At 54.4% G+C, this 22,817-nt stretch carries 25 protein-coding genes; 19 read left to right on the top strand and 6 right to left on the bottom strand.

The annotated features are described in order from the left end of the window. Nucleotides 1-18 precede the first annotated feature (18 nt). The 4 genes from der to EYC98_RS12805 all read left to right on the top strand — a co-directional run bounded on the left by der (nucleotide 19) and on the right by EYC98_RS12805 (nucleotide 3,690). Nucleotides 19-1,422, top strand: a complete 1,404-nt coding sequence (gene der, locus EYC98_RS12820; protein ID WP_279245735.1) for a ribosome biogenesis GTPase Der — start codon at nucleotides 19-21, stop codon at nucleotides 1,420-1,422. 8 nt (nucleotides 1,423-1,430) lie between these two features. After that, nucleotides 1,431-1,802: a group III truncated hemoglobin gene (locus EYC98_RS12815; protein WP_279245734.1), complete on the top strand. Its 372-nt coding sequence runs from the start codon at nucleotides 1,431-1,433 to the stop codon at nucleotides 1,800-1,802. Between the two features lie 2 nt (nucleotides 1,803-1,804). Further along, complete coding sequence (locus EYC98_RS12810; RefSeq protein WP_279245733.1) at nucleotides 1,805-2,695, top strand: ABC transporter ATP-binding protein; 891 nt, start codon at nucleotides 1,805-1,807, stop codon at nucleotides 2,693-2,695. A 62-nt stretch (nucleotides 2,696-2,757) separates the two neighbouring features. Further along, a complete protein-coding gene (locus EYC98_RS12805) occupies nucleotides 2,758-3,690 on the top strand; it encodes a hypothetical protein (RefSeq protein ID WP_279245732.1) in 933 nt (310 codons plus the stop codon). On the opposite strand, the gene EYC98_RS12800 is transcribed toward EYC98_RS12805, so the two are convergent. Genes EYC98_RS12800 through EYC98_RS12790 form a run of 3 tightly spaced genes read right to left on the bottom strand, consistent with a single transcriptional unit; the run spans nucleotide 3,691 to nucleotide 5,385 of the window. Further along, the gene (locus tag EYC98_RS12800; protein WP_279245731.1) at nucleotides 3,691-4,623 is read right to left on the bottom strand and encodes an AAA family ATPase; all 933 of its coding nucleotides are present in this window, start codon (nucleotides 4,621-4,623) and stop codon (nucleotides 3,691-3,693) included. Beyond that, a complete protein-coding gene (locus EYC98_RS12795) occupies nucleotides 4,620-4,964 on the bottom strand; it encodes a hypothetical protein (protein ID WP_279245730.1) in 345 nt (114 codons plus the stop codon). Before EYC98_RS12795 ends, EYC98_RS12800 begins: the two co-directional genes overlap by 4 nt. A 13-nt stretch (nucleotides 4,965-4,977) precedes the next feature. After that, nucleotides 4,978-5,385 carry a PilZ domain-containing protein gene (locus EYC98_RS12790; RefSeq protein ID WP_279245729.1) on the bottom strand — a complete coding sequence of 136 codons (408 nt, stop codon included), beginning with the start codon at nucleotides 5,383-5,385 and terminating at the stop codon, nucleotides 4,978-4,980. Between the two features lie 328 nt (nucleotides 5,386-5,713). On the opposite strand from EYC98_RS12790, the gene EYC98_RS12785 reads away from it, so the two are divergent. Genes EYC98_RS12785 through EYC98_RS12745 form a run of 9 tightly spaced genes read left to right on the top strand, consistent with a single transcriptional unit; the run spans nucleotide 5,714 to nucleotide 14,035 of the window. After that, nucleotides 5,714-6,166, top strand: coding sequence for a Zn-ribbon domain-containing OB-fold protein (locus tag EYC98_RS12785; protein ID WP_279245728.1), 453 nt, complete (start codon nucleotides 5,714-5,716; stop codon nucleotides 6,164-6,166). Then, on the top strand, nucleotides 6,163-6,678 hold the full coding sequence (locus tag EYC98_RS12780) for a Zn-ribbon domain-containing OB-fold protein (protein WP_279245727.1): 516 nt from the start codon (nucleotides 6,163-6,165) through the stop codon (nucleotides 6,676-6,678). Before EYC98_RS12785 ends, EYC98_RS12780 begins: the two co-directional genes overlap by 4 nt. Before the next feature lie 2 nt (nucleotides 6,679-6,680). Next, nucleotides 6,681-7,742: a thiolase domain-containing protein gene (locus EYC98_RS12775; protein WP_279245726.1), complete on the top strand. Its 1,062-nt coding sequence runs from the start codon at nucleotides 6,681-6,683 to the stop codon at nucleotides 7,740-7,742. Then, entirely contained in the window at nucleotides 7,742-8,905 is a 1,164-nt protein-coding gene (locus EYC98_RS12770; protein ID WP_279245725.1) for a thiolase domain-containing protein, read from the top strand. The genes EYC98_RS12775 and EYC98_RS12770 overlap by 1 nt, the downstream gene beginning before the upstream one ends. Before the next feature lie 4 nt (nucleotides 8,906-8,909). Next, nucleotides 8,910-10,544 carry an acyl-CoA synthetase gene (locus tag EYC98_RS12765; protein ID WP_279245724.1) on the top strand — a complete coding sequence of 545 codons (1,635 nt, stop codon included), beginning with the start codon at nucleotides 8,910-8,912 and terminating at the stop codon, nucleotides 10,542-10,544. 40 nt (nucleotides 10,545-10,584) lie between these two features. Further along, nucleotides 10,585-11,403: a crotonase/enoyl-CoA hydratase family protein gene (locus EYC98_RS12760; protein WP_279245723.1), complete on the top strand. Its 819-nt coding sequence runs from the start codon at nucleotides 10,585-10,587 to the stop codon at nucleotides 11,401-11,403. A 15-nt stretch (nucleotides 11,404-11,418) separates the two neighbouring features. Beyond that, nucleotides 11,419-12,570 carry a CaiB/BaiF CoA transferase family protein gene (locus EYC98_RS12755; RefSeq protein WP_279245722.1) on the top strand — a complete coding sequence of 384 codons (1,152 nt, stop codon included), beginning with the start codon at nucleotides 11,419-11,421 and terminating at the stop codon, nucleotides 12,568-12,570. Then, entirely contained in the window at nucleotides 12,570-13,244 is a 675-nt protein-coding gene (locus EYC98_RS12750) for a nitroreductase (protein WP_279245721.1), read from the top strand. The genes EYC98_RS12755 and EYC98_RS12750 overlap by 1 nt, the downstream gene beginning before the upstream one ends. Nucleotides 13,245-13,267: 23 nt before the next feature. After that, nucleotides 13,268-14,035, top strand: a complete 768-nt coding sequence (locus tag EYC98_RS12745) for an enoyl-CoA hydratase/isomerase family protein (protein WP_279245720.1) — start codon at nucleotides 13,268-13,270, stop codon at nucleotides 14,033-14,035. Between the two features lie 3 nt (nucleotides 14,036-14,038). Here EYC98_RS12745 and ribB read toward each other — a convergent pair whose 3' ends face one another. The 3 genes from ribB to EYC98_RS12730 form a co-directional block, all read right to left on the bottom strand. Beyond that, nucleotides 14,039-15,154, bottom strand: coding sequence for a 3,4-dihydroxy-2-butanone-4-phosphate synthase (gene ribB, locus EYC98_RS12740; RefSeq protein WP_279245719.1), 1,116 nt, complete (start codon nucleotides 15,152-15,154; stop codon nucleotides 14,039-14,041). 10 nt (nucleotides 15,155-15,164) lie between these two features. Next, entirely contained in the window at nucleotides 15,165-16,346 is a 1,182-nt protein-coding gene (locus tag EYC98_RS12735; RefSeq protein ID WP_279245718.1) for an acetyl-CoA C-acyltransferase, read from the bottom strand. 77 nt (nucleotides 16,347-16,423) lie between these two features. Then, nucleotides 16,424-17,413 (bottom strand): GlxA family transcriptional regulator, encoded by a 990-nt coding sequence (locus EYC98_RS12730; RefSeq protein ID WP_279245717.1) that lies wholly within the window; start codon nucleotides 17,411-17,413, stop codon nucleotides 16,424-16,426. A 118-nt stretch (nucleotides 17,414-17,531) separates the two neighbouring features. Between EYC98_RS12730 and EYC98_RS12725 the strand changes: the two genes are divergently transcribed. The 6 genes from EYC98_RS12725 to EYC98_RS12700 all read left to right on the top strand — a co-directional run bounded on the left by EYC98_RS12725 (nucleotide 17,532) and on the right by EYC98_RS12700 (nucleotide 22,808). Then, on the top strand, nucleotides 17,532-19,394 hold the full coding sequence (locus EYC98_RS12725; protein WP_320415555.1) for a beta-ketoacyl synthase: 1,863 nt from the start codon (nucleotides 17,532-17,534) through the stop codon (nucleotides 19,392-19,394). Nucleotides 19,395-19,493: 99 nt separating this feature from the next. Continuing rightward, the gene (locus EYC98_RS12720) at nucleotides 19,494-19,916 is read left to right on the top strand and encodes a PilZ domain-containing protein (RefSeq protein WP_279245716.1); all 423 of its coding nucleotides are present in this window, start codon (nucleotides 19,494-19,496) and stop codon (nucleotides 19,914-19,916) included. Nucleotides 19,917-19,998: 82 nt separating this feature from the next. Further along, the gene (locus tag EYC98_RS12715) at nucleotides 19,999-20,520 is read left to right on the top strand and encodes an SRPBCC family protein (RefSeq protein ID WP_279245715.1); all 522 of its coding nucleotides are present in this window, start codon (nucleotides 19,999-20,001) and stop codon (nucleotides 20,518-20,520) included. Continuing rightward, nucleotides 20,520-21,341, top strand: coding sequence for an FkbM family methyltransferase (locus tag EYC98_RS12710; RefSeq protein ID WP_279245714.1), 822 nt, complete (start codon nucleotides 20,520-20,522; stop codon nucleotides 21,339-21,341). The genes EYC98_RS12715 and EYC98_RS12710 overlap by 1 nt, the downstream gene beginning before the upstream one ends. Nucleotides 21,342-21,415: 74 nt before the next feature. After that, entirely contained in the window at nucleotides 21,416-21,979 is a 564-nt protein-coding gene (locus EYC98_RS12705; protein WP_279245713.1) for a nitroreductase family protein, read from the top strand. 7 nt (nucleotides 21,980-21,986) lie between these two features. Next, entirely contained in the window at nucleotides 21,987-22,808 is an 822-nt protein-coding gene (locus EYC98_RS12700) for a crotonase/enoyl-CoA hydratase family protein (protein WP_279245712.1), read from the top strand. Nucleotides 22,809-22,817 lie beyond the last annotated feature (9 nt).

The raw sequence follows: 22,817 nt of genomic DNA, 5'->3' as shown, positions 1-22,817 counted from the left end.
GCGAAGCGTTAGTTTTACATGATTCCCGTAATCGCCTTGGTTGGGCGTCCCAACGTCGGCAAATCCACGCTGTTTAACCAACTTACGCGAAGTCGCGATGCCCTGGTTGCTAACCTGCCGGGGCTTACCCGTGATCGTAAATACGGTAAGGGTCGTATCGGCGAACGCCCCTTTATTGCCATCGATACTGGCGGTATCAGCGGCGAGGAAGATGGCATTGACAGCCATATGGCGCAGCAATCACAGGCAGCGATTGATGAAGCCGATGTGGTGTTTCTGTTAGTAGATGCCCGCGCCGGGCTAACGCCGGCAGATGAAATGCTGGTGCGTCGCTTACGCGTCGCCAGCAAGCCATTCCTGCTAGTCGTGAACAAGGTTGACGGTATTAACGAAGATATAGCGCTGGTCGATTTTTACGGACTTGGCGTGGAGAATCTTTACGCAATCGCCGCGAGCCACGGACGCGGTGTTAAGGCGCTGGTAGAGGAGGCTCTGACGTCGTTCCCGCTGCCAACCGCTGAAGCCGAGCAGGCGCGCGACAGTAGCGTGCGGGTTGCGGTGATTGGCCGACCCAATGTGGGTAAATCAACCTTGATTAATCGCATGTTGGGCGAAGAACGTCTGGTGGTATTCGACCACCCTGGCACTACAAGAGATAGCATTTACATTGAGTTTGAGCGGGACGGTATCGCGTACACCTTGATCGATACCGCAGGTATCAGGCGTCGTAAGAATGTATCGCAAACGGTGGAAAAATTCTCTATCGTAAAAACGCTTAAAGCCATCGATGACGCTCACGTTGTGGTTTTGTTGATGGATGCCCATGAAGGTGTGGTCGATCAGGATCTGCATTTGCTGGGCCAGACTATTGAAGCCGGACGTGGTTTGGTGGTCGCCCTCAATAAGTGGGACGGGCTTGAGAGTCACGACAAGAACCGTATTCGTTCTGAATTGGAGCGACGACTACAATTTATTGACTACGCTGACATTCACTTTATTTCCGCGCTGCACGGAACTGGTGTTGGCCACTTGTACAAATCTGTTAACGCCGCCCATGAATCTGCGACCCGCAAGCTGTCGACAAACCATCTCACCAGAGTACTGGAAGGCGCTGTTTTGGATCATCCGCCGCCGATGCTCAATGGACGCAGGATTAAACTGCGCTATGCGCACGCGGGTGGCCAGAATCCACCGCTCATCGTTATTCATGGTAGCCAGACTGGCAAAATACCGGATTCTTACCAGCGCTATTTGGAAAAAGTGTTTCGCCGTGAGTGCAAACTGTCAGGTACGCCAGTGCGTATTGAGTTCCGGACCGGGGACAACCCCTATGCGGACAAGCGCAACAAGCTGACCGGTCGTCAGATCCAGCGTAAGCGCCAACTCATGCAGCATGTTAAGAAAAACAAGCGTAAGAAATAGTGGTGGCAATGCCGGACCTGGATACTCAGCAACGCATTGACGAACTTGTAGAATGTTTCTATGCCGGCTTGTTGCGGGATGAACAACTGGCGCCTATATTCATTGACGTGGCTCAGGTCGATCTGCAAGTGCACTTGCCGCATATAAAACGTTATTGGGCCAAACTCCTGCTCGGTAGCAGCGATTACCAGCGGCATACTATGAATATTCATCGTCAGCTTAATGCCAAAAAATTGTTAACCACGGACGATTTCTCGCGCTGGTTGCAGCTTTTTCTGGACAGCGTAGATCAGTCTTGGGCGGGACCTAAAGCGGAGCGTGCGAAGCGCGTGGCGGCGTCCATTGCAGGCAATATGCAAGTTGCCCTTAAAGCGGGCTGATAATGGGTGAACCAATGAATCAGGAGTTTGGCACGAACGCGGTGGTAGAGGCGCGATCTCTGCAGCGACATTTCGGTTCCGTGCGGGCGGTCGATGGCGTAGACCTTACCTTGAAGCCAGGATCAATTACTGGTTTGGTGGGCCCCAACGGCGCCGGTAAAACTACTCTGCTGCGCTGTTTGCTTGGACTAGAGCGCAGCCGTGGCGACCTTCTGGTTATGCAGCGTGACCCTCGGCGGCAGCGTCACCGTGTGCAGGAGCAGGTGTGCTTCATTGCAGACACCGCGGTATTGCCGCGGTGGATGCGAGTGCACCAGCTGTTGGATTATACCGCCAGCGTGCATCCACGCTTTGATCGCTCGCGCGCGGAGGCAATTTTGGCAGATACCAACATTGCGCCGCAGACTCAGATCCGCACGTTGTCCAAAGGTATGACTGTGCAACTGCATTTGGCTTTGGTGTTGGCCATTGATGCGAAGCTGTTGATTCTCGATGAGCCTACCTTGGGTCTTGATATTCTGTTTAGAAAACGTTTCTTTGATCAACTCTTGAGAGACTACCACCATGATCAGCGCACCATTGTCATCTCTACTCATCATATAGAGGAGGTAGAGAGCATTCTTACTGACGTGGTGTTTATGGACGCCGGTAAAGTTATTTTGAACCAGCCCTTAGCTGCACTTGCCGAGCGTTACATTGAAATTGAAGTGACCACAGAGCAACTGGAACTCGCTCGACAACGGGCTCCCATTAGCGAGCGCGCTACCACAGCAGGTACAGTGCTGATGTTTGAAGATGGTGATGCAGAGGAACTGGCTGCGCTGGGAAGGCTGCGTGCGCCGGAGATTGCGGACATATTTCTAGCCAAGCTCGGCATGGGCAAATCTCAGTGATCTCTACTAGCAGCGTTCGGCTGCGCGGGCTGCTGCGAAGGGAATTTGCAGAGCACCGTACGATGCTGCTAATAACGCCTGCGATACTGGTGTTGGCGCAGGTCTTGATCGTATTGTTGGGGATGTTCGCTGCCGAGCAGATATTGACTACTAACCTGGATAAAGTGGGCGCCTGGGTTTCCAGTAGCGGCAATAATGTCAGCATCTCGGTTACGGTTGATCAACCGATAGAGGTTGGTAACAGTGCTGCGGTTGGTAAACAGCCTCTGCCTGGAGCGACAGGTCCGGTTGGTGGTCAACTTGGGGGTGCCCCTGATGCTGGCAGTCTGCTCACCGTGTTATTGCCTTTGGTACACCTGCTGTTTGTATGGGTGTTGATATTGATTAGCACTATCTACTTGCTGGGTACGCTCTATAACGACCGGCGCGATCGCAGCATCTTGTTCTTTAAGTCGATGCCGGTTGCTGAGTGGCAGGAACTTGGGTCCAAGCTATTGGTAGCGGTACTGCTGGCACCGGCCATTTACCTGTTTGCATCCTGCCTCAGTCAGGGGATGCTGTGGTTGCTCCTTGGTACGGGGGATCAGCCGATGGACTCCGGCTCTGTAGTGGGTTCAGTAACCGTAGCGGGGGCGGAGCCCTTTAGTCTATTGCAGCTCTGGTCGCAGCAAGGTTTGGCTCTACTGACCGGTTTGCTCTGGGTTGTGCCTTTCTATATGTGGCTGCTATTAGCATCCGCGGCGGCGAGTCGATCTCCAGTGCTGATAGCAATTTTGGTACCCATTGCGTTGATCGTGGTTGAGCGTGTTGTATTGGGGAGTAGTTACAGTTCAGCGCTGGGGCAATTGTATCTGCCCCAATTCTCGCCAGTGTCAGATGATTCTGGTGGCGTGCAACCAAGCCCGGGGTTGCAGTGGCTGGTAGCGGGCTGGGTAGCAGCTGCAGTTATGTTTGCTGTAACAGCCTGGCTGCGTAAATTTCGCTTTGAGTTGTAGTCAGGCTGCCATCTTTTCGCAGACTATGCGGGTTACCAGATCGCGATAGTCGGCTGCGCCGCGACTTTCCGGTGCATACTCAAAGATGGTCTTGCCGTATGACGGAGCGTGACTAAAACGCTCGTCATAGTGAATGGGTTTAGAAATTTTTGTGCCGTAGGCATCCACCAGTTTCTGAAAGATTTCTTGCGGGTGCTGGACTCTGTTATCCATGAAGGTGGGCACGATATAGCTGATTCGTAGATCCTTACGATACTGCTGGATGGCCTGCAGGCTCTTGCTGAACTCGGACAGCCCATGCAGCGGCATGACTTCAAGCGCTACCGGTATCATGATCTCGTCTGCGTAGAACAGTACGTTTACGGTGAGCTGGTCCCAGCCTGGTGATGTGTCAATTATAATGAAGTCAAATTGACGATCGATGCCGGCCAGAGCTTCAGCGAGCGTGTGTTCGCTACCGAAGCTTTTTTTGTCGATAATACGTTTCGCACCTGCCAATGAGCGTCCACCTGCCAGCAGCCACAGATTATCGCGTGCCGGGGTGATCGCATCTTCGGCCGTAAGTTCGCCAGTGAGCAGCTCGGTCAAGCCTGCTTTGGGCTTTAGCCCCAGCATATACGCCGCTTGTCCTTGAGTGTCAGTATCTACCAGTAACACGCGCTTGCCTGACTCGGCCAATGCAGCGCTGACATGGACGGCAGTGGTGGTTTTGCCGACCCCGCCTTTGCTGAGCGTAACGCATATTTTTCTTGCTCGTCCCGCGCCTGACTGAGGTGAGCTAACGCCTACCTCGGTACGCCTCAGCTGGTCGAGTTGTACCGGGAATTTGTGGCTACAGGCGCGACATCGTGCAAACACCATCTCAGCCTGCGGCAAGGATGCAGCGTTGACCTTGTGTTTTCGAGTGCACTTTGGGCAGACAATAACTTTCATACGATACCTCTCCGCAGCTCGTTGACTATGGCCTTCACGGCAACGTCGGCCAGCTTGTTCATTGTAGTCGGCTGTCTTGCCACGTCCGCTATGGTGATGCGGATATTAGCTCGGGTGCCCCTAACCTCTAGCGCTACCTGATTTTTGTCGGGTGTTTGTGGTCGGTCGACGTTGTCGGTAGCGGTTGCTATTGCTATTGGAGGGGAGGTTGCCGGGTCACGATAGAGCAGGCTATCCAGCTTCGCAGCAGAGGGATGTGGATCTCGGCTTTGTGCAGACAACAGGCGCTCCATGATGTCGCCGCTTTGTGCCATGTCGGGGGTTTCACAGGAATCGGCCATTAATGCGGCGTCCTTAGATGTCGTCGAACAGTTTTTGTCGCAAGCTCTCGACCACTATTTCCATTCTCTTTTCGGTAATAGTGTTGAGCTCCAGCCATTGTATTCCGGTGACAGTGTTGCCTTCACCATCCAGAGAGTGATGTACGATGCGACCACTTAAGCCTTGGAATCGCTCCTGATCCAATACCAGCTCGCTATTGGAGATCAGGTCACCGAGTACCATAGCGGTAACCTTGTCTGAAACCAGACTGATACCTCTGGCAGAAACATCAGCAATCGTCAGTTTCAGCGAACCCAGCCTGAGGTAATGACCCTGCAGGTGGCGGACCCGGACCCGAAAAAACTTCCTGGCAAAATGTTCCAGCTGTTCATCAGTTTCAATGCTGTGAAACTCAAGTGACTCGCCACTTCTCTCGTACATGGGTTAACAAACCTCTGTTACCTTTGTTATCAGATGCCGACCTTGCGATCAGCTTGTCACTCAGAATAGGTCTGTCGCTGGATGCATTGAAGTAAAAAATTACGACTAGCAATAAAAGCCAACAGATCTGTGATCTGGCTCCCATAATTAGCGGACCTTATAGGGCCTTCCAGGACTTTCCAGGACCGTCAATTGACCAAAATGGCCGCTAACGCATCCGGTGATCACATTTGTCAGTGCCAATTGGTCGGATGCGCCATTGAGTTGGTGCAGTGGCTGGTCGATACTTTCTCTCCCTTTTCGGGCCGTCAATCATCAGGAGGCACCTATGTCACAGCCGGAGCTACTCAGTCAGGATTTTGAGCTGGGATTTACCTATACCCGCTCTACGGGCCCCGTTGTGGGCCGTTTTCTCACAGATCTGCGTGACCGGATCATCGTTGGTATTAAAGGCAGCGATGGCAAGGTCTATGTGCCACCCATGGAGTATGACCCGGTCACAGCAGAGGAGCTTTCGGAGTTCGTCGAGGTTGGGCAGAGCGGAGAAGTGGTCAGCTGGTGCTGGGTCAAGGAGCCCAGAGACTCACATCCGTCGGCTGTGCCCTTTGCTTGGGCTTTGATCAAGCTGGACGGAGCCGACGTACCGATGGTGCATGTTTTGCGCGCCAGTGCTGAGTCGGAGGTCAGTACTGGTATGCGCGTGACTGCGCGCTGGGCTGAGGAGACGCGCGGCTTCATTACAGATATAGACGGCTTTGTTGCAGCAGGAGACGAGTCATGAGCGAAGAACGTGAGATGATCACCGGTATCGAAGTACCGATTTACCTCAAGTATCACTTTACGGCGGGCGAAGCGACGGCTCGATTTTTGTCGCAGGTACGCCAGGGCAAACTGGTAGGGCAACGCTGCCCCTCCTGTAATAACGTCTATTTACCGCCGCGGGGTTCTTGCGCGGCTTGTGGTGTGGCTACCACAGAAGAGGTCGAGGTAGCTGACAAGTGCACGGTGGAATCTTTTACTATCGTGTACATCCCGATCCCGGGTAACCCCATCCAGCCGCCCTACGTGATTGCCAACCTGATACCTGATGGCGCTAACATTTCCTTTATTCACCTGCTCAGCGAGTGCGACAACGATACCGTGCATCGCGGACAGCGCGTGCAGGCAGTTTGGAAACCTCAGGAGGAGTGGGATTACGCTATGGACAATATTCGCTACTTTAAACCGCTAGACGAACCTGATGTACCCAGCGAGAGCATTGGCAAAGTACCTGTAACTGGCTGGGAGGTCTGAATATGAAGGATATAGCGATAGTTTCGTTTGCGCAGTCGGATTGTGTGCGCAACGCTGGTGCCAAAAACGAAGTTGAGCTGATCATGCCGGTGATCAAGAGTGCACTTGGCGCTGCTGGCCTCAGCACCGCGCAGGACGTTGATTTTACCTGCTCCGGGAGCTGTGACTATCAGCAGGGCGCAGCGTTTGCGTTTGTACTTGGGGTTGATGCACTGGGAGCGGTGCCCCCGATTAAGGAAAGCCATGTTGAAATGGACGCGGCTTGGGCACTGTATGAAGCCATTCTGAAAATTCGTATGGGGCATGCTGATTCAGCATTGGTGTATGGCTTCGGCAAGTCATCGCCGGGCGAACTGCCTACCGTGCTGTCTCAACAACTGGACCCGTACTACTTGGCTCCGCTGTGGGTAGATACGGTCAGTCTAGCGGCCATGCAGGCCCGCATGATGCTGGATCAGGGTGTCATGGAAGAGGCGGACATGGCGGCTGTAGTGGCACGATCGCGTCGCAACGCACTCGCCAATAACCCGCACGCACAGCTTAAGGGAGAGGTGGCTGTAGAACAGTTACTGGCGGAAGAGACTTGGGTTTCGCCGCTGCGTAAGCATGATTGCTGCCCGGTTTCAGATGGCGCATCAGCGATGGTCTTGTGTACCGTCGAGAAAGCACGTGAATGGGGTAAGCCCTATGCGGTTATCAGTGGTATTGATCATCGTATCGAAACGCATAATCTGGGGGCTCGTGACCTGACTCGCTCGGTTTCTACCGAACAGGCCGCTGCGGTTGCAGGTGTCAGTGATGGCGCCATTGAAGTCGCAGAAATTTATGCACCTTACAGTCATCAGGAAATCATCCTGACGCGGGCACTGGGCCTTGGCTCAGAGACAGTGGTCAATCCGTCGGGCGGCGTGTTGGCCGGTAATCTGATGATGGCATCTGGTCTTTCACGGATTGGCGAGGTGGCACAACGTATCATTAACGGTGATATCAAGCGCGGGCTCGCTCATGCGACCAGCGGTCCTTGTTTACAACATAACCTTGTCACGGTTTTGGAGGCAGCGTAATGGCTAATTTGGCAGCAGTGGTCGGCATAGGCCAAACCAAATACCAAACCCGACGCGGCGATGTTTCGATCGCGGGCTTACTGCGCGAGGCGGCGGTTAAAGCGCTGGAGGATGCAGGGCTGGGTTTTGATGATATAGATGCGGTGATTATCGGTAAGGCGCCGGATATGTTTGAAGGTGTTGTGATGCCTGAAATATATCTGACGGATGCCCTGGGCGCTAATGGCAAACCCATGTTGCGCGTGCATACGGCCGGATCGGTAGGTGGTTCGACAGCATTGGTGGCTGCATCGCATGTGCAGAGCGGTACGTTTAAACGCGTGCTGACTGTAACATTTGAGAAACAGTCTGAGTCGAATGCGATGTGGGCGCTATCCAGTCCGCATCCGTTCTCGCCGCATCTGAATGCCGGTGCCGGTGGTTATTTTGCGCCGATTATCCGTGAGTATATGCGCCGTTCGGGTGCGCCGTACGATGTCGGTATTAAAGTGGCTACCAAAGATCGCCTGCACGGCGCTCGCAACCCGCTCGCGCATCTTCAGCTTCCTGATATAACGATGGCCAAGGTAGAAGAGTCACCGATGCTATGGGATCCGATACGTTTTCTGGAGAGTTGTCCTTCCTCAGACGGTGCCTGCGCCATGGTTATAGCAGATGCTTCGCTGGTATCCGAGTCACCAAAACCACCGGCCTGGATTCGCGGTGTTGCCATGCGCAGTGAGCCTACTATGTATGCCGGCCGGGAAGAGGTCAGCCCGCAGGCAGGCAGAGATTGTGCTGCGGATGTCTATGCCCAGGCTGGTATCACCAACCCGAGAAAGGACTTCGATTGTGCCGAGGTGTATGTGCCGTTTTCCTGGTACGAACCCATGTGGTTGGAAAATCTCGGTTTTGCCGAAGAGGGCAAAGGTTGGAAACTTACTATGGAAGGCGCGACATCACTGGACGAGAACGGGGATATTCCCTGGAACTGCTCCGGTGGCGTACTCTCGTCGAATCCCATTGGCGCCTCCGGCATGATTCGTTTTGCCGAGGCCGCGCGTCAGGTGCGTGGTGATGCTGGAGCGCATCAGGTAGAAGGCGCGCGGACTGCGCTGGGTCATGCCTATGGTGGCGGCGCACAGTTTTTCGCCATGTGGGTTGTTAGCGCAGACAAGGGGTAATTTGATGAAAAAAGCATTTAATCTTGCTGATATGTTCGAAATGGTGGCGCAAAAGGTCCCGGATCGCGATGCACTGGTGTGCGGTGAAGATCGCACCAGTTTTGCCGAGTTGGATATCCGCGCCAATCAGATGGCCCACTATCTGCGCGAACGTGGAGTAAAGCCTGGTGATCATGTTGGGCTCTATATGTACAACTGTAACGAGTACCTCGAAGGCATGATGGCCTGCTTTAAGTTGCGCGCCGTGCCGGTCAACGTCAACTATCGCTATGTGCAGGAAGAGCTGAGTTACATCTTTAATAACGCGGATATGGTCGCCGTTATTCATCATCAGGAATTTACGCCGCACATTGCTGAAATTCGGGCGCAAGTACCGGAGCTGGATGTCTTTGTCGCCGTGGCTGATGCCAGTGGTGAAGATCTGGACAGCATTGGGTCGGTGGAATACGAGACTGCATTGACTGGTCAGAGTCAGGCGGCAGACTTTGGCGAGCGCAGCGACGACGATTTGTTTCTACTCTATACCGGCGGTACCACGGGTATGCCCAAGGGCGTTATGTGGCCGCACAAAAATCTCTTTTTTGCCGCGCTGGGTGGCGGTGGTTGGTTTCATCCCGACGGACCGATTACAGCGCCAGAGCAAATCGCTGCGCGCATTGGTGATTTTCCGATCGTGGGTATGGCACTGGCTCCGCTCATGCATGGCGCCTGCTGGTGGTATGCCTGTATCCAGTTACTGGCAGGTAACAGCGTCATACTAAACCCCGATCGCTCATTGGACGGCGCTGCCGTCTGGGACATCGTCGAGCGTGAGAAAGTAAATTCAATCTCCATTGTCGGTGATGCGATGGGGATACCGTTGTTGGATGCTATTAAAGCCAACCCCGGACGCTGGGACTTGAGTTCGGTATTCAGTGTCGGTTCTGGTGGCGCGGTATTCTCAGTGTCAAAGCAGCAGGAGTTTCGCGATCACTTTCCCAACGTCTTTATTAGCAACTCGTTCGGGTCTTCCGAGTCGGGCAATATGGGTTTTGACAGCGGGGAAAAGAAATCTGAGGAGAAAGGTCTGGGCAATGTTGCGCAGTCAGATTTCATGGACGTTATTACCGATGAAGAGGGCGTTCCTCATAGCCACGTCAAGCCCGGAGAGATGGGTATCTTTGCTCGTTCAGGCTATATCCCGGTAGGTTATTACGGCGACCCCGAAAAAACCTCGCGTACTTTTGTCAACGTGGACGGCAAGATGTGGTTGCTGACCGGCGATGAGGCACGGTTGGAGGAAGACGGGTCGATAACGATCTATGGCCGCGGTTCCAACTGCATTAATTCCGGCGGTGAAAAAATATTCCCGGAAGAAGTCGAGGAAGCACTTAAAGCGCATCCGGCTGTATTTGACTGTTTAGTCGTTGATACGCCTGATGAACGTTTTGGCAGCAAGGTGACGGCGGTGGTGGCGTTGCGTGGCGATAACACCGTGACGTTAACGGAATTGCAAGATGAGGCTCGTAAGCACGTGGCAGGCTATAAGATACCGCGCGAACTGCACGTAGTGGCTGAAATCCCTCGTGCCCCCAGTGGTAAGCCAGCTTACCCAAAGGCAAAGGAAATAGCGCTAGGCGGCCAGTTTCTGGTGGGCTAGATCAGTGCGCACAACAATCAGATAACGGGAGAATAGCATCATGGCTGAACTGGATATCAGCACCAGCAATTGCATCGTTGAGCAGGACGGCAACGTACTGATCGTGACCCTTAATCGCCCTGAAGCGAAGAATGCCTTTAGCCCCGAGATGCTGTTGGGCATGTATAAAGCCTGGCGACTGTTGGACGAAGATGACGACTTGCGCTGCGCCATTCTGACCGCCAACGGCGATACTTTTTGCGCGGGCATGGATCTCAAAGCAGGCGCTGACGGTGAGCATCGCTCCACTGAAGAATTTATGGAGCTGATGGGGAGCGTGCCTAATATTCATTGGCAAGCTTTGCTGCGAGACAATCGCCCCAACAAGCCATTGATTCTGGCGGTAGAGGGATATGCCCTGGCCGGAGGTACTGAAATTTTGCAGGGCACCGATATCCGGGTAGCGGCTGAGGATGCCATTTTCGGTGTTACTGAAGTGGCTCGCGGTTTATATCCCATGTCCGGTTCAACGGTTCGCCTACGGCGTCAAATACCTTACTGCCTGGCGGCTGAGATTCTGCTTTGTGGTGAGCATATTAGCGCACAGCAGGCACTGGAATTCGGTCTGATTAATCGTATTGTCGATAAAGGCCAGACCTTGGCTGAGGCCAAAAAAATCGCCGCGAAAATTTGCGCGAATGGACCGCTGGCGGTCAAAGCCGTGGTGCGCTCGTTGCGCGAGCACCAGGAATGCATGAGTGAGGAAGATGCCATGGTCGCGTCCGACGAGCTTGCCAATCCAGTCTTTGCCTCTAGCGATGCACGTGAAGGCATGCGCGCTTTTAAAGAAAAGCGTCCCGCTGTTTTTACCGGCGAGTAACCGGAGAACTTGGCTATGGCAGGACCACTGAAAGGCCTTAAAGTGATTGAAATGGCAGGTATAGGCCCCGGCCCGTTTGCCTGCATGTTGCTATCTGATCTTGGTGCCGAGGTGATTCGTGTCGATAGACCGGTAGGTGGTGCCATGAGCGCCGATGGCGCCCCCGGGGATGTGTTGCAGCGCAATCGTCGCTCCATAGCTATTAACGTAAAAACGCCAGAGGGTGTCGACACGCTGTTGAAGTTGCTCGAATCCGCTGACGTATTGACTGAAGGTTATCGGCCTGGTGTGATGGAAAAACTGGGTCTCGGTCCCGATGTGGTTTTAGCGCGCAATCCCAAATTGATCTATGCGCGCATGACGGGCTGGGGGCAGGATGGCCCGTTGGCTCATGCTGCCGGACACGACATTAACTACATTGCATTGACGGGGGCCTTGGGCGCTATTGGCCGTAAGGATTCTGGACCGGTACCGCCGCTAAATCTGGTGGGTGATTTTGGTGGCGGCTCCATGTATCTGATTATGGGAATACTGTCTGCGTTGTTCGAGCGCTCTGTTTCGGGCAAGGGTCAGGTGGTAGATGCAGCGATTACCGATGGCGTGATTTCTCTGATGGCCTGCATGCAGGGTTTTCAGGGTGTGGGACTCTGGGAAGACAGTGGTCGTCAGAGCAATATGCTGGACGGCGGTGCGCACTATTACGATACCTATCAATGTAGTGATGGCGAGTGGGTTTCTATTGGCTCCATTGAGCCGCAGTTTTACGCGCTGCTGCTGGAGAAGCTGGGGCTGGAGTCAGGTGAGGTCGACTTTGCTGCGCAGTTCGACAAGACCCAGTGGGGACCTATGAAGGAAAAGATAGCCACCATCATCATGACTCGCAGTCGCGACGAGTGGACACAGATTATGGAAGGTACTGACGTCTGTTTCGCACCGGTGTTATCGATCTCTGAAGCGCCTGCGCATCCACACAATATCGCCCGCAAGTCGTTTGTCGATATCGCCGGTTTTACTCAAACCGCGCCAGCGCCAAGGTTCAGTCGCACCCCCGGAGAGATCAGTCGCCTGCCGGTAGGTCCAGGTGCCGATACTGATGAAATATTGCAGGAAATCGGCTGTACTGAAGCTACAATAGCTACCCTTAAGGAATCTGGAGCAGTAATTTAATGACGGAACTGGCCAAAGAATTTTCCCAAGTTGTTGCAGCACGCAAGTCGGTGCGGGCCTTTAAGCCCGAGCCACTGAGCGAACAACTACTGGCGCAGATATTCAGTGCTGCTCTGCGTGCGCCTTCCAACTGTAATACGCAGCCATGGCAGGTACATGTCGCGTCCGGCGAACGTCTGGAGGTATTGCGCGAGCGCATGCCCGCAGACTTTATGGCCGGCAAGATGACCATAGACTTCCCCTATGACGGTGTTTATGAGGGGGTCTACAAAGAGCGTCAATATGGCTCAGCGCAAGCTCTGTATGATTCCATGGGGATCAAACGTGAAGAGAAACAAAAACGTCAGGCCAGCTTCATGCGTAACTTCACTTTTTTTGACGCGCCGCATGTAGCCTTTCTATTTCTGCCCGCACCTTTAGGTCTGCGCGAAGCCTGTGATTTGGGTATGTATGCGCAGACGCTGATGTTATCTATGGTGGCTCACGGTGCAGCCTGTTGCCCGCAGACAGCACTGAGTTTTCAGTGCGACCTGGTGCGTGAGGTGCTGGAGGTTGATGCCAGCAATAAACTGCTATTTGGTATTTCTTTTGGCTACGAAGTAGAGGAAGCCCCCGTAAACTCCTGTCATACCGATCGCGGTGGGCTCGCCGATATCGTTCATTTTCATAGTTAGTAGCGCGACCGCGGAGAAAACCCATGACAGATTATGTACTGACTGAAAACCGTGACGGCGTATTGCTGGTCACCCTGAATCGTCCAGAAAAGAAAAACGCGATCAATGATGCTATGTGGGTGCAAATTCGTGAGACGTTTCGTGCCGCTGAGGCGGATGACAATGTAGTTTGTCTGGTGCTGACAGGCGCGGGAGACAATTTCTGCGCGGGCGTTGATCTTTCCAGTTTCGGCGGTGGCGACCCCGATACAGAGTCGGGCGAGCATCCGTTTGATTCCTGCGCCCGTGCGGTCGCAGATTTTGGCAAACCCTGGATCGGTGCTGCCCGCGGTGTTGCAGTTGGCGGTGGAGCGACCATATTGTTTCATGCGGATATCTGCTATGTCGGCTCAACTTTGCGGATGCGCTTGCCGTTTGCGAACTTGGGCCTGGTGCCGGAATTTGCCAGCAGTTATATGCTGCAGGCTAATATCGGAGCACAGAACGCTGCAGAGCTGTTTTATACCGCAGAGTGGATCGATGCCGAGCGCGCCGTGTCTACCGGCATTGCGGCGCGCAGTTACGCCGACGATGAGCTGTTACCTCAGGCAATGGCAAAGGCCGCTGAAATAGCACAATGGCCTGTCAATGCACTCAAGGAAATCAAGCAAACTCTGCGCCTGCCGCATCGGGCGCATATCGAAGCCGCGTTTGCGGCAGAGAACGAGGGTATGGCGCGTCAGGCTGGCAGCCCGGAAAATATAGAAGCGATTATGGCTTTTATGGAAAAGCGCACCCCCAATTTTCGTTAGCCGTTAGCTCTCTATGAACTCGGTGACTTCCAGGTTAAAGCCGGACAGAGCGTTGTAGCGCGTGGGTGCTGACAGTGCACGCATTTTCCCAATACCGACCTGCTTCAAGATTTGTGCGCCGGTACCAATTAACCGGTAGATATAAGTACCGTCTTCCGCCGTTGAGTTAACGGGTGTGGGTACCTCAGGAAACTGCAGTACTTGCTCTAACTGTTGTCCGGCGGATTCTTGTTGCCCGATCAGAACCATGACGCCGGTACCTTCATCAGCGATGCGCTGCATGGCGCGACGAAATGACCATCCAGGTTGCTCATCGGTGAGTCGTGTGCTGAAGATGTCACGCAGGGTATTGATGTGTTGAACGCGCACCAATGTTGGATCGGCGTCGCTGAATTCACCTTTGACCAGTGCGTAATGCAGAATGTCGTCGAGTGCATCCATGAAAGTGAATAGCGTAAATTCGCCAAATTCGGTATCTATCTGACGGCGGTCCTTCAGGTCAACAGACTGCTCGTGCATAGCACGATATGCGATCATATCGGCAATGGTGCCGATTTTGATGCCGTGCTTTTCGCCAAAAATCTCCAGCTCTGGGCGCCGTGCCATGGTGCCGTCTTCATTCATAATCTCTACGATCAGCGCTGCCGGTGCAAAGCCGGCCATGCGCGCCAGATCAACGCCGGCCTCTGTGTGACCAGCGCGGCGCAGAACTCCGCCGGCTTTGGCTACCAGCGGGAATATATGCCCGGGCTGAATGATGTCCTCTGGTTTGGCATCGGCGGCGACGGCTGCGAGTACGGTTTGGGCGCGCTGTGCTGCGCTGATGCCGGGGCCGATTCTATTGGCGGCATCGATAGAAACGGTGAAGTTGGTTTCATGTTGTGAGCGGTTATTGCGCACCATCAGTGGTAGCTGTAGCTGCTGCGCCTGAGCTTCAGATATTGGCATGCAGATGAGCCCGCAGGCTTCACTGGAGAAAAAGTTGATGATTTCCGGAGTCACCGCTTCCGCGGCAATAATCAGATCGCCTTCATTCTCGCGGTCTTCATCGTCCATGAGGATGACCATCTTGCCCTGACGAATGTCATCAATGATATCTGCTACGCTATTAAGAGGCATGAGTGGCGACCTACAACATTTCAATGGCGATAGCAGTGGCTTCGCCACCGCCAATACACAACCCGGCGACGCCGCGTTGTTTGCCATATTGTTTTAATTGATACATCAGGCTGACGATAATCCGTGCGCCAGTTGAGCCAACGGGATGACCTTGTGCGCAGGCCCCTCCGTGGATGTTGACCTTGGCGTGGTCCAGGTCAAAGGCGCGCATGGCAAGCATTGTGACCATGGCAAAAGCCTCATTGATCTCAAACAGGTCGACGTCGTCTTTGCTCCAGCCGGTTTTTGCAAAAAGCTTTTCCATCGCGCCAATCGGAGCTGTGGTAAATTCTGCCGGCTCCTGCGAATGGCGCGCATGGGCGACAATGCGTGCCAAGGGTTTTAGACCGCGACGCTTGGCCTCGCTTTCTGCCATAAGCACTAGTGCACTGGCACCGTCGGATATTGAGCTGGCGTTAGCGGCGGTGATAGTGCCGTCCTTGGCGAAAGCAGGGCGCAGGCTGGGAATCTTGTCTATATTGGCTTTGTGGGGCTGTTCATCATCAGTGACCACGGTTTCACCGGCACGCGTCTTTACTGTTACGGGTACAATTTCCGCAGTCAGTTTGCCGTCTTCGATGGCTCGCTTGGCACGGGTGAGTGATTCGATGGCGTAGGCATCCATCTGTTCCCGTGTCAGGCCATTCTGGTCAGCGGTGTCCTGTGCAAAAGAACCCATGGCGCGGCCTGTATAGGCGTCTTCAAGCCCGTCGATAAACATATGGTCGGCGAGTGTGGCATGACCTGTACGCACTCCTGTGCGCGCGCCAATCGCCAAATGTGGAGCATTGGTCATGCTCTCCATGCCGCCGCAGACAACAGTTTGATTGGTGCCGGCGATGATGCTGTCGTGAGCAAAGATGGTGGCCTGCATGGCTGAAGCACACATACGGTTAACCGTGACCGCGCCGGTAGCGACAGGAATACCGGCACCAATAGCCGCCTGGCGGGCCGGTGCTTGTTTGAGCCCGGCGGGTAGCACGCAGCCCATGAACACTTCATCAATTTCGTCTGCAGCAATGCCACTACGCTCTACCGCGGCTTCGATCGCGATGGCGCCTAATTGCGGAGCGGGCACGGCGGCAAGTGCACCCTGCAGGCCTCCCATGGGAGTGCGGGCGCCATTGACAATAACTACAGATTCCACGGTCATAAAAGGGTCCAGAGCAAGAGGGTTTGGGGGCGCCCATTTAGCCATAACAGGGTGTTAGAGACAAGCTAAGGCTGAAGCTAGTCGTGGGTTCCGAAGAGCTTGCCGCGCACGCTTTGGCGATAACGTGCGGGCGTCATTCCGGTGTGCTGGCGAAACAGTCGGGTGAAGTAACTGACATCCTGCCAACCCAGTTGCCAGGCAATTTCACTGACATTGAGATTGCTGGCACGCAGCATATCGGTAGCCGCCTCCAGGCGTTTGCGGTTCAGGTATTGTAGCGGTGTTTGTCCGGTGGCCTGTCGGAAGCGGCGCTGCAGTGTGCGACTGGATACCTGTAATAATGGCAACATATCAGCGATGTTGACGCGCTGATGCAAGTTATCCTGCAGCCATTGCTGGGCCTCGACGACTAATTCGTCCTGATGAATGCTGGCATCGCCGGACAAAAAGGCGTGGGCGCGGAAGGGGCGACGGATCTCGGGTGAGAACTGGCTTTCCACAGCGCGCGCGACACGGGTGCCATACCAGCCCTCAACCATATGTATCATCAGGTCGGTGATAGAGTTAATGCTGCCAGCGCAGTAGAGGTTTTCGCTTTGGGTTATGAGGTGATGCTTCTTCAGGTTCACGTTGGGATAGCGGCGTTCAAATTCCGCAAAATAGTTCCAATGTGTAGTGGCCGCCTTATGATCAAGCAGTCCAGCTTCAGCCAGAAAACAGCTGGCGGTACCGACACTGCAAATGACGGTACCGGAGGCTGCCAGTTCGCGCAGCTTCGGTATCCAGGCAGCCTGACTCTTGAGCACGGGGGCAGGGTTGCGCCAGAGTGCGGGTAGCAGCAGCATATCGCAGCTGTTGACCTGCGCCAGCGTCAGCTGCGGAGTCAGTTCCAATCCTCCCGCTGTTGCGATTGGGGCCAATTCGGTGCCCGCCAGCATTACCTCCAGGGTGCTGCCAGGCTGTTGTGAGGCCTGCGCTATTTGACTGGCCGCACGCAGCACGTCCATCGGGAGTGTCAGGCTGGAAGCAAGGCTACGAGGATAAACGGCGGCAATCACGCGCTTCATGGCATTAGTTCACACTGTCTTTATTGGCGTATAAAATGGCGCATATGGCTTATAAATGCAATGCCATTCATTTATACAATAGGGCTTCGATAATTAGCGTCTAGCAGGGCAGAAAATAGTGAAGTTACCGGTAGTGGTGGGATATGGCGGTGTTAATGCCGCTGGCAGGAGCTCGTCGGATCATGGCTATAGACGCATGGTTATTGAGGCCTTGCCACAGGAGACTGCCGATGATACTTGGGCATCGCTCGCGGGTTTGACGGGGACGCAGTGGGACAGCACCGATGCTACCCGCGCACTGTTGGGCCGCAATAGTTTGATTCGGCGCATTGAGCCCCATCTGTTTGATGTCGATGCGGTAGCCTGGAATCGACGTATGGTGGCGCACTCCGGACATCAGCCAATGAGTTTCACCAGTCAGCGCAAACATCTCCCCGAGCCGCTCCCGCCAGGCTGGCATGCAACGCCGGTAGACGACCTCTACATGCGTGTAGAGATAGATCAGGGCGCGGTATTTTTATTGCCGACCACGCGTGAGGCGCAGGTTAAGGCCGCTGGCCAATTGCCCAGCGGTTTTGAGCCGGGCAAACTCTACCAGTCACGCAGTCATCCCCGCGGTTTGCAGATGACGGTTTTTGCCGCCTCTGATGCACTGGCCAATACCGGTATCCCCTGGGAAGTTCTTCAACAGCGGGTCGCACCTGATCAGATATCAGTTTATGCGGGTAGCGGCATGAGCCAATTGGACGCCGATGGTAATGGCGGCATGTTAAAGGCCATCTACAACGGACGCCGCGTGACATCCAAGTACTGTCCGTTTGGTTTTGCCGAGATGCCGGCTGACTTTATCAACGCTTACGTGCTGGGCAGTCTCGGTACCACGGGCACCAGTATGGGAGCCTGCGCCTCCTTTCTCTATAACCTGCGCCATGGTATCGCTGATATTCAAAGTGGCCGCAGTCGGGTGGTTATTGTCGGCAATGCTGAGGCGCCGATTACCCCGGAAGTTATGGAAGGTTATGCGGCGATGGGTGCGCTGGCCAGTGACAAGGAGTTGTGTGAGTTGGATGGGCTGGACCCATCGCAGGGCCCGGATCATCGTCGCGCCTGCAGACCCTTTGGAAACAACTGTGGCTTTACCATTGCTGAGTCGGCGCAAATGGTGGTCCTGTTTGATGATGAGCTGGCGCTGGAGCTCGGTGCATCGGTCTACGGCTCGGTCAGCGATGTTTTCGTGAACGCAGATGGTCCCAAAAAATCAATCGCAGCACCTGGCGTCGGTAACTATATTACGGTAGCCAAGGCGGTAGCCGCTGCGCGAAATATGGTGGGAGAAAAAGCCTTGCGTGAGTCGGGTTTGGTGCAGGCGCATGGCACTGGAACCCCACAGAACCGGGTGACCGAATCACATATTCTGAGCCAGGTTGCTGGTGCTTTCGGCATCGAAAGCTGGCCTGTAGTAGCTGTAAAAGCTTATCTGGGACACTCAATTGGTGCCGCGGCAGCCGATCAGTTGGTCGCTACTCTAGGTATCTGGCGTCACGGTTGGCTGCCGGGGATTAGCACTATCGATGAGCTAGCCGAGGATGTGCATCAGACCAATCTGTCTTTTTCTCACGAGCATGTACAAATAGATAAGCAGCAACAGGCGTATGCCGTAATTAACGCCAAAGGCTTCGGGGGCAATAATGCATCAGCCACAGTATTAGCGCCCGGAGTTACCCATAAGATGCTGCAGCAACGACATGGCCACAAAGCGATGGCACAGTGGCAGAGCTTGAACGAAGGTGTGCAAGAGCGGGCGGCAACTTATGACGCCGCGGCGAGCGCCGGCACATCCAGGCCTACCTATCGGTTTGATGACGGCGTACTGGGGCAGGATGATATTGAGCTGACGGACCGCCGTGTGCGGCTGGGTGCTAAAGGCCCCGAAATCTCTCTGGAGCTCGAGAACCCGTACGCTGATATGCTCAAAATGTGAGCGATCTGTCACAGAATCAGTGGCTGGCGCGTGATCTGTGCCGTTCACCGGCTTACATTAAGGTAACGCTTAATAGAAAAGCTCGGTGGAACAAGACTCATGCGTAAATATATTCGACACCCCATTACAGTACCCATTGAAGTAGAGGTGGTTGATGAAATGGAAGTTCATAGTCAAACCCGTCTGCTGAATATTTCTGCGGGTGGGCTGGCATTCCAGTTGCCCAAAGTGGTTCCAGTAGGGTCTCAGATAATCGTCTCTATTCCACAGATATGGCCCGACTACAGAGCGCGAGGTCGTGTGGTATGGTGCCGTGCCAACAAGAGTTCAATTGAGGCGGGCTTGCAGTTTGCAGAGGCTAGTGAAGCATTCAAGGCGCGGATGGTCGCGCAACTGTGCCAGATCGAAGACTATCGGCGCTCTGTGCTCGATGCAGAAGGCCGCCTACTTACCACCGATGAGGCGGCGCAAGAATGGATTGAGCAGTTCGCCGGCGACTTTGCCGAGGCCGTGGGTTGGTAATCACCATGACCGCTACAGCGCTGGCGGCGCCTTTCTATTTATAGTACTTTTCTGCGCAGCAATGTCTGGCTGCGAGAATTCCATGAACACCACACCAATATATACCGTCGAGTATTCGGTACCTGTGTCCCTGCCCGCCGATGAGGCATGGGTAAAACTCAGTGACTTGAGTAAAGCGCATTTGTATGTGCCTGGGCTGACCGGGCTCGACATGACCACTGAATTGCGAACCGGAGTGGGTGCCAGTCGCCGTGTCTATCAGGGCACACGGCTGACCCTTGATGAAACTGTGGTCAGCTGGGATGAGGGCCAAGGCTTTAGCCTGCGTTTGCACCGGGGTGAAAAAGGGCCGCTGCCGCCCATGACCGAAGCCTGGTTTGACTATGGCTTGATAGAGCAGGATGGAAAGGTCTTACTGGCTAATCGCATGCGTTATCGACTGGGACTGGGTTGGCTCGGTAAGGCACTACAGCGTTTGTTTATTGAACGGGTAGCGTCGAACGCCGTGCGCGATACCACGCTGGCGCAGAAACTCTATTATGAAACCGGCGCAGCCGTTAGTTCCGAGCAGTTGGCGACGTTGCGCAGCGAGCAAGGGCATTGATGACGCACGATAAGCCCGTACGCTCGATGGTGGATAGTTTTCCGCTGCGGGTTACTGGAGTAAATGCCGGTCTGCGCCTTTACGTGCATGAGAAAACCGACATTCACGTATCCCGACAAATCCGCGAGCATGGTATTTGGGAGGCGTTCGAAACCGAACTGGTCGTGCGTCTTTTGGGCCCTGGTCAGTGTTTTTTGGACGTGGGTGCGAACATTGGTTATTACAGCGTGCTCGCGGCTCATCTGGTGGGGCCGCAGGGCAGAGTAGTAGCATTCGAGCCTGAGCCGGCTAACTTTGCCCTACTGCAGGACAACATCCAACTCAATCAGCTTACTCAGGCCACTGCTGTTGCAGCGGCTCTGGCAGCGACCAGCGGTACTGCGCGGTTACACCTTAATCTCGAGAATCGCGGCGATCACCAGTTGTTTCCTCAGGATGAGACCCGTGAGAGTCTGCAAGTGCAGTTGCTGAATGGCGCTGAGTACCTATCAACACATGGTTTGTTGCCGGATCTGGTCAAAATTGATACTCAGGGTGCTGAGAGCGCAGTAGTCGCAGGCTTAATGCCGGTATTAAAAACTGTTGGGGCTGGATTGCGTCTGATCGTTGAACTTACACCTGCCGCTCTTCGCGCCGCGGACAGTTCCGGGCGTGAATTGGTGGAATTGCTGGCGCAACTTGGGTTGCCCTTTCATATTATTGATCACATAGAACATCGTCTGGTTGCCACCCCGGAAGCTGACCTGGCTCTGTGGTGTGACAATGTCGACTCGGTGCCAGAAGATCAGGGCTTCATGAATATTCTGGTCGGCGAGGTCTAAAGCCGGGCGTTTGAGGCTGGCGTTTTCCTGCCAATGTCGCCATCATTGCACGTCGTTGATTGGGTCGTCTTATCATGAGTGATGTTTTGAAATTTTTGCAGCAGCGCAACTCCGCGCCGCGTTTGTGCGCTCCGGGTCCGGATGCTGCGCAGGTTGAAGGCTTGCTGCAAGCCGCCCTGCGTGTGCCGGATCATGCCTGGCTGCAGCCCTGGCGCTTTAATGTGATAACCGGTGCTGGGCGAGATCGTCTCGGGCAAGTGTTTGTGGACGCCTTGCTCGCCAACGATCCACTGGCAGCCGCAGCTGCACAGGATAAGGCACGTGCTGCTCCGTTACGGGCACCGGTGCTGATCGTAGTCAGCTGCCTAGTGCAACCGCATCCGAAAGTACCGCGCGATGAACAGCTGTTATCGGCGGGCTGCGCAGCGCACAGTATACTGCTGGCGGCGGAAGCGATGGGTTATGCAGGAGTATGGCGCACTGGCAGCTATGCTACGGATCACACTGTAAAAACCGCTCTAGAGCATGAGCCCAGCCAAGAGATCGTCGCCTTCCTGTATCTGGGTTCACGTGACAGCGAAGCCAAGCAATTGCCGTTAAGAGAGGTGGATAATTATGTCAAATACTGGAACCAGTGAGAGCACTATGACAATTCCTCAATACCAGACATTGTCATTATGCGTCAGCGATGGCGTTGCCGAAGTAGCACTGAACCGGCCGACCAAAGCAAATTCTATGAATGCTCCGATGTGGCGCGAATTACAGGACTGTTTCGAGTGGATCGACCAGGCGCCCGAAGTTCGGGTAGCGGTGCTGTCTGGCAACGGCAAACACTTTTGCTCAGGTCTGGATCTGACAATGTTTGCGGGTATTGCTGGCGATGGCGGCAGCACTGAACCGGCCCGTCGCGCCGAAGCACTCAGACGAACTGTTTTGCGTATGCAAGATAACCTGAGTGCTATCGAGCAATGTCGGGTGCCGGTGCTCGCTGCTATACACAATACCTGTATTGGTGGCGCTATCGATCTGACCTGTTGCTGCGATATGCGCTATTGCAGCGCTGATGCCTGGTTTGGGGTCAAGGAAATAGAGCTCGGTATGGTCGCAGATGTGGGTACACTGCAGCGCTTGCCGCGCCTGATTGGAGATGGCATGGTGCGCGAGCTGGCGTATACCGGTAGGCGTTTTGAGGCCGATGAGGCGCTCAGAATTGGCTTTGTGAACAGGGTTTTCCCCAACCGCGATGAGTTACTGGACGGCGTTATGGGTATCGCCCGAGATATTGCCGCCAAGTCGCCATTGGCGATTCGAGGTAGTAAGGAAATGATTGTTTACGGGCGTGACCACAGTGTCAGCGATGGTTTGAACTACATCGCTACCTGGAATGCCGCCATGCTCAGTCAGCAAGATTTACTAGGCACCATACAGGCGCAGGCCAACGGTGAATCCATTACTTACGAAGATTAGACGTTTGCA

Source organism: Candidatus Litorirhabdus singularis (assembly GCF_026262625.1).
Lineage (GTDB): Bacteria > Pseudomonadota > Gammaproteobacteria > Pseudomonadales > Halieaceae > Litorirhabdus > Litorirhabdus singularis.
The sequence above is the reverse complement of the archived record's forward strand: the minus strand, read 5'-3'. Positions and strand labels throughout refer to the sequence as shown.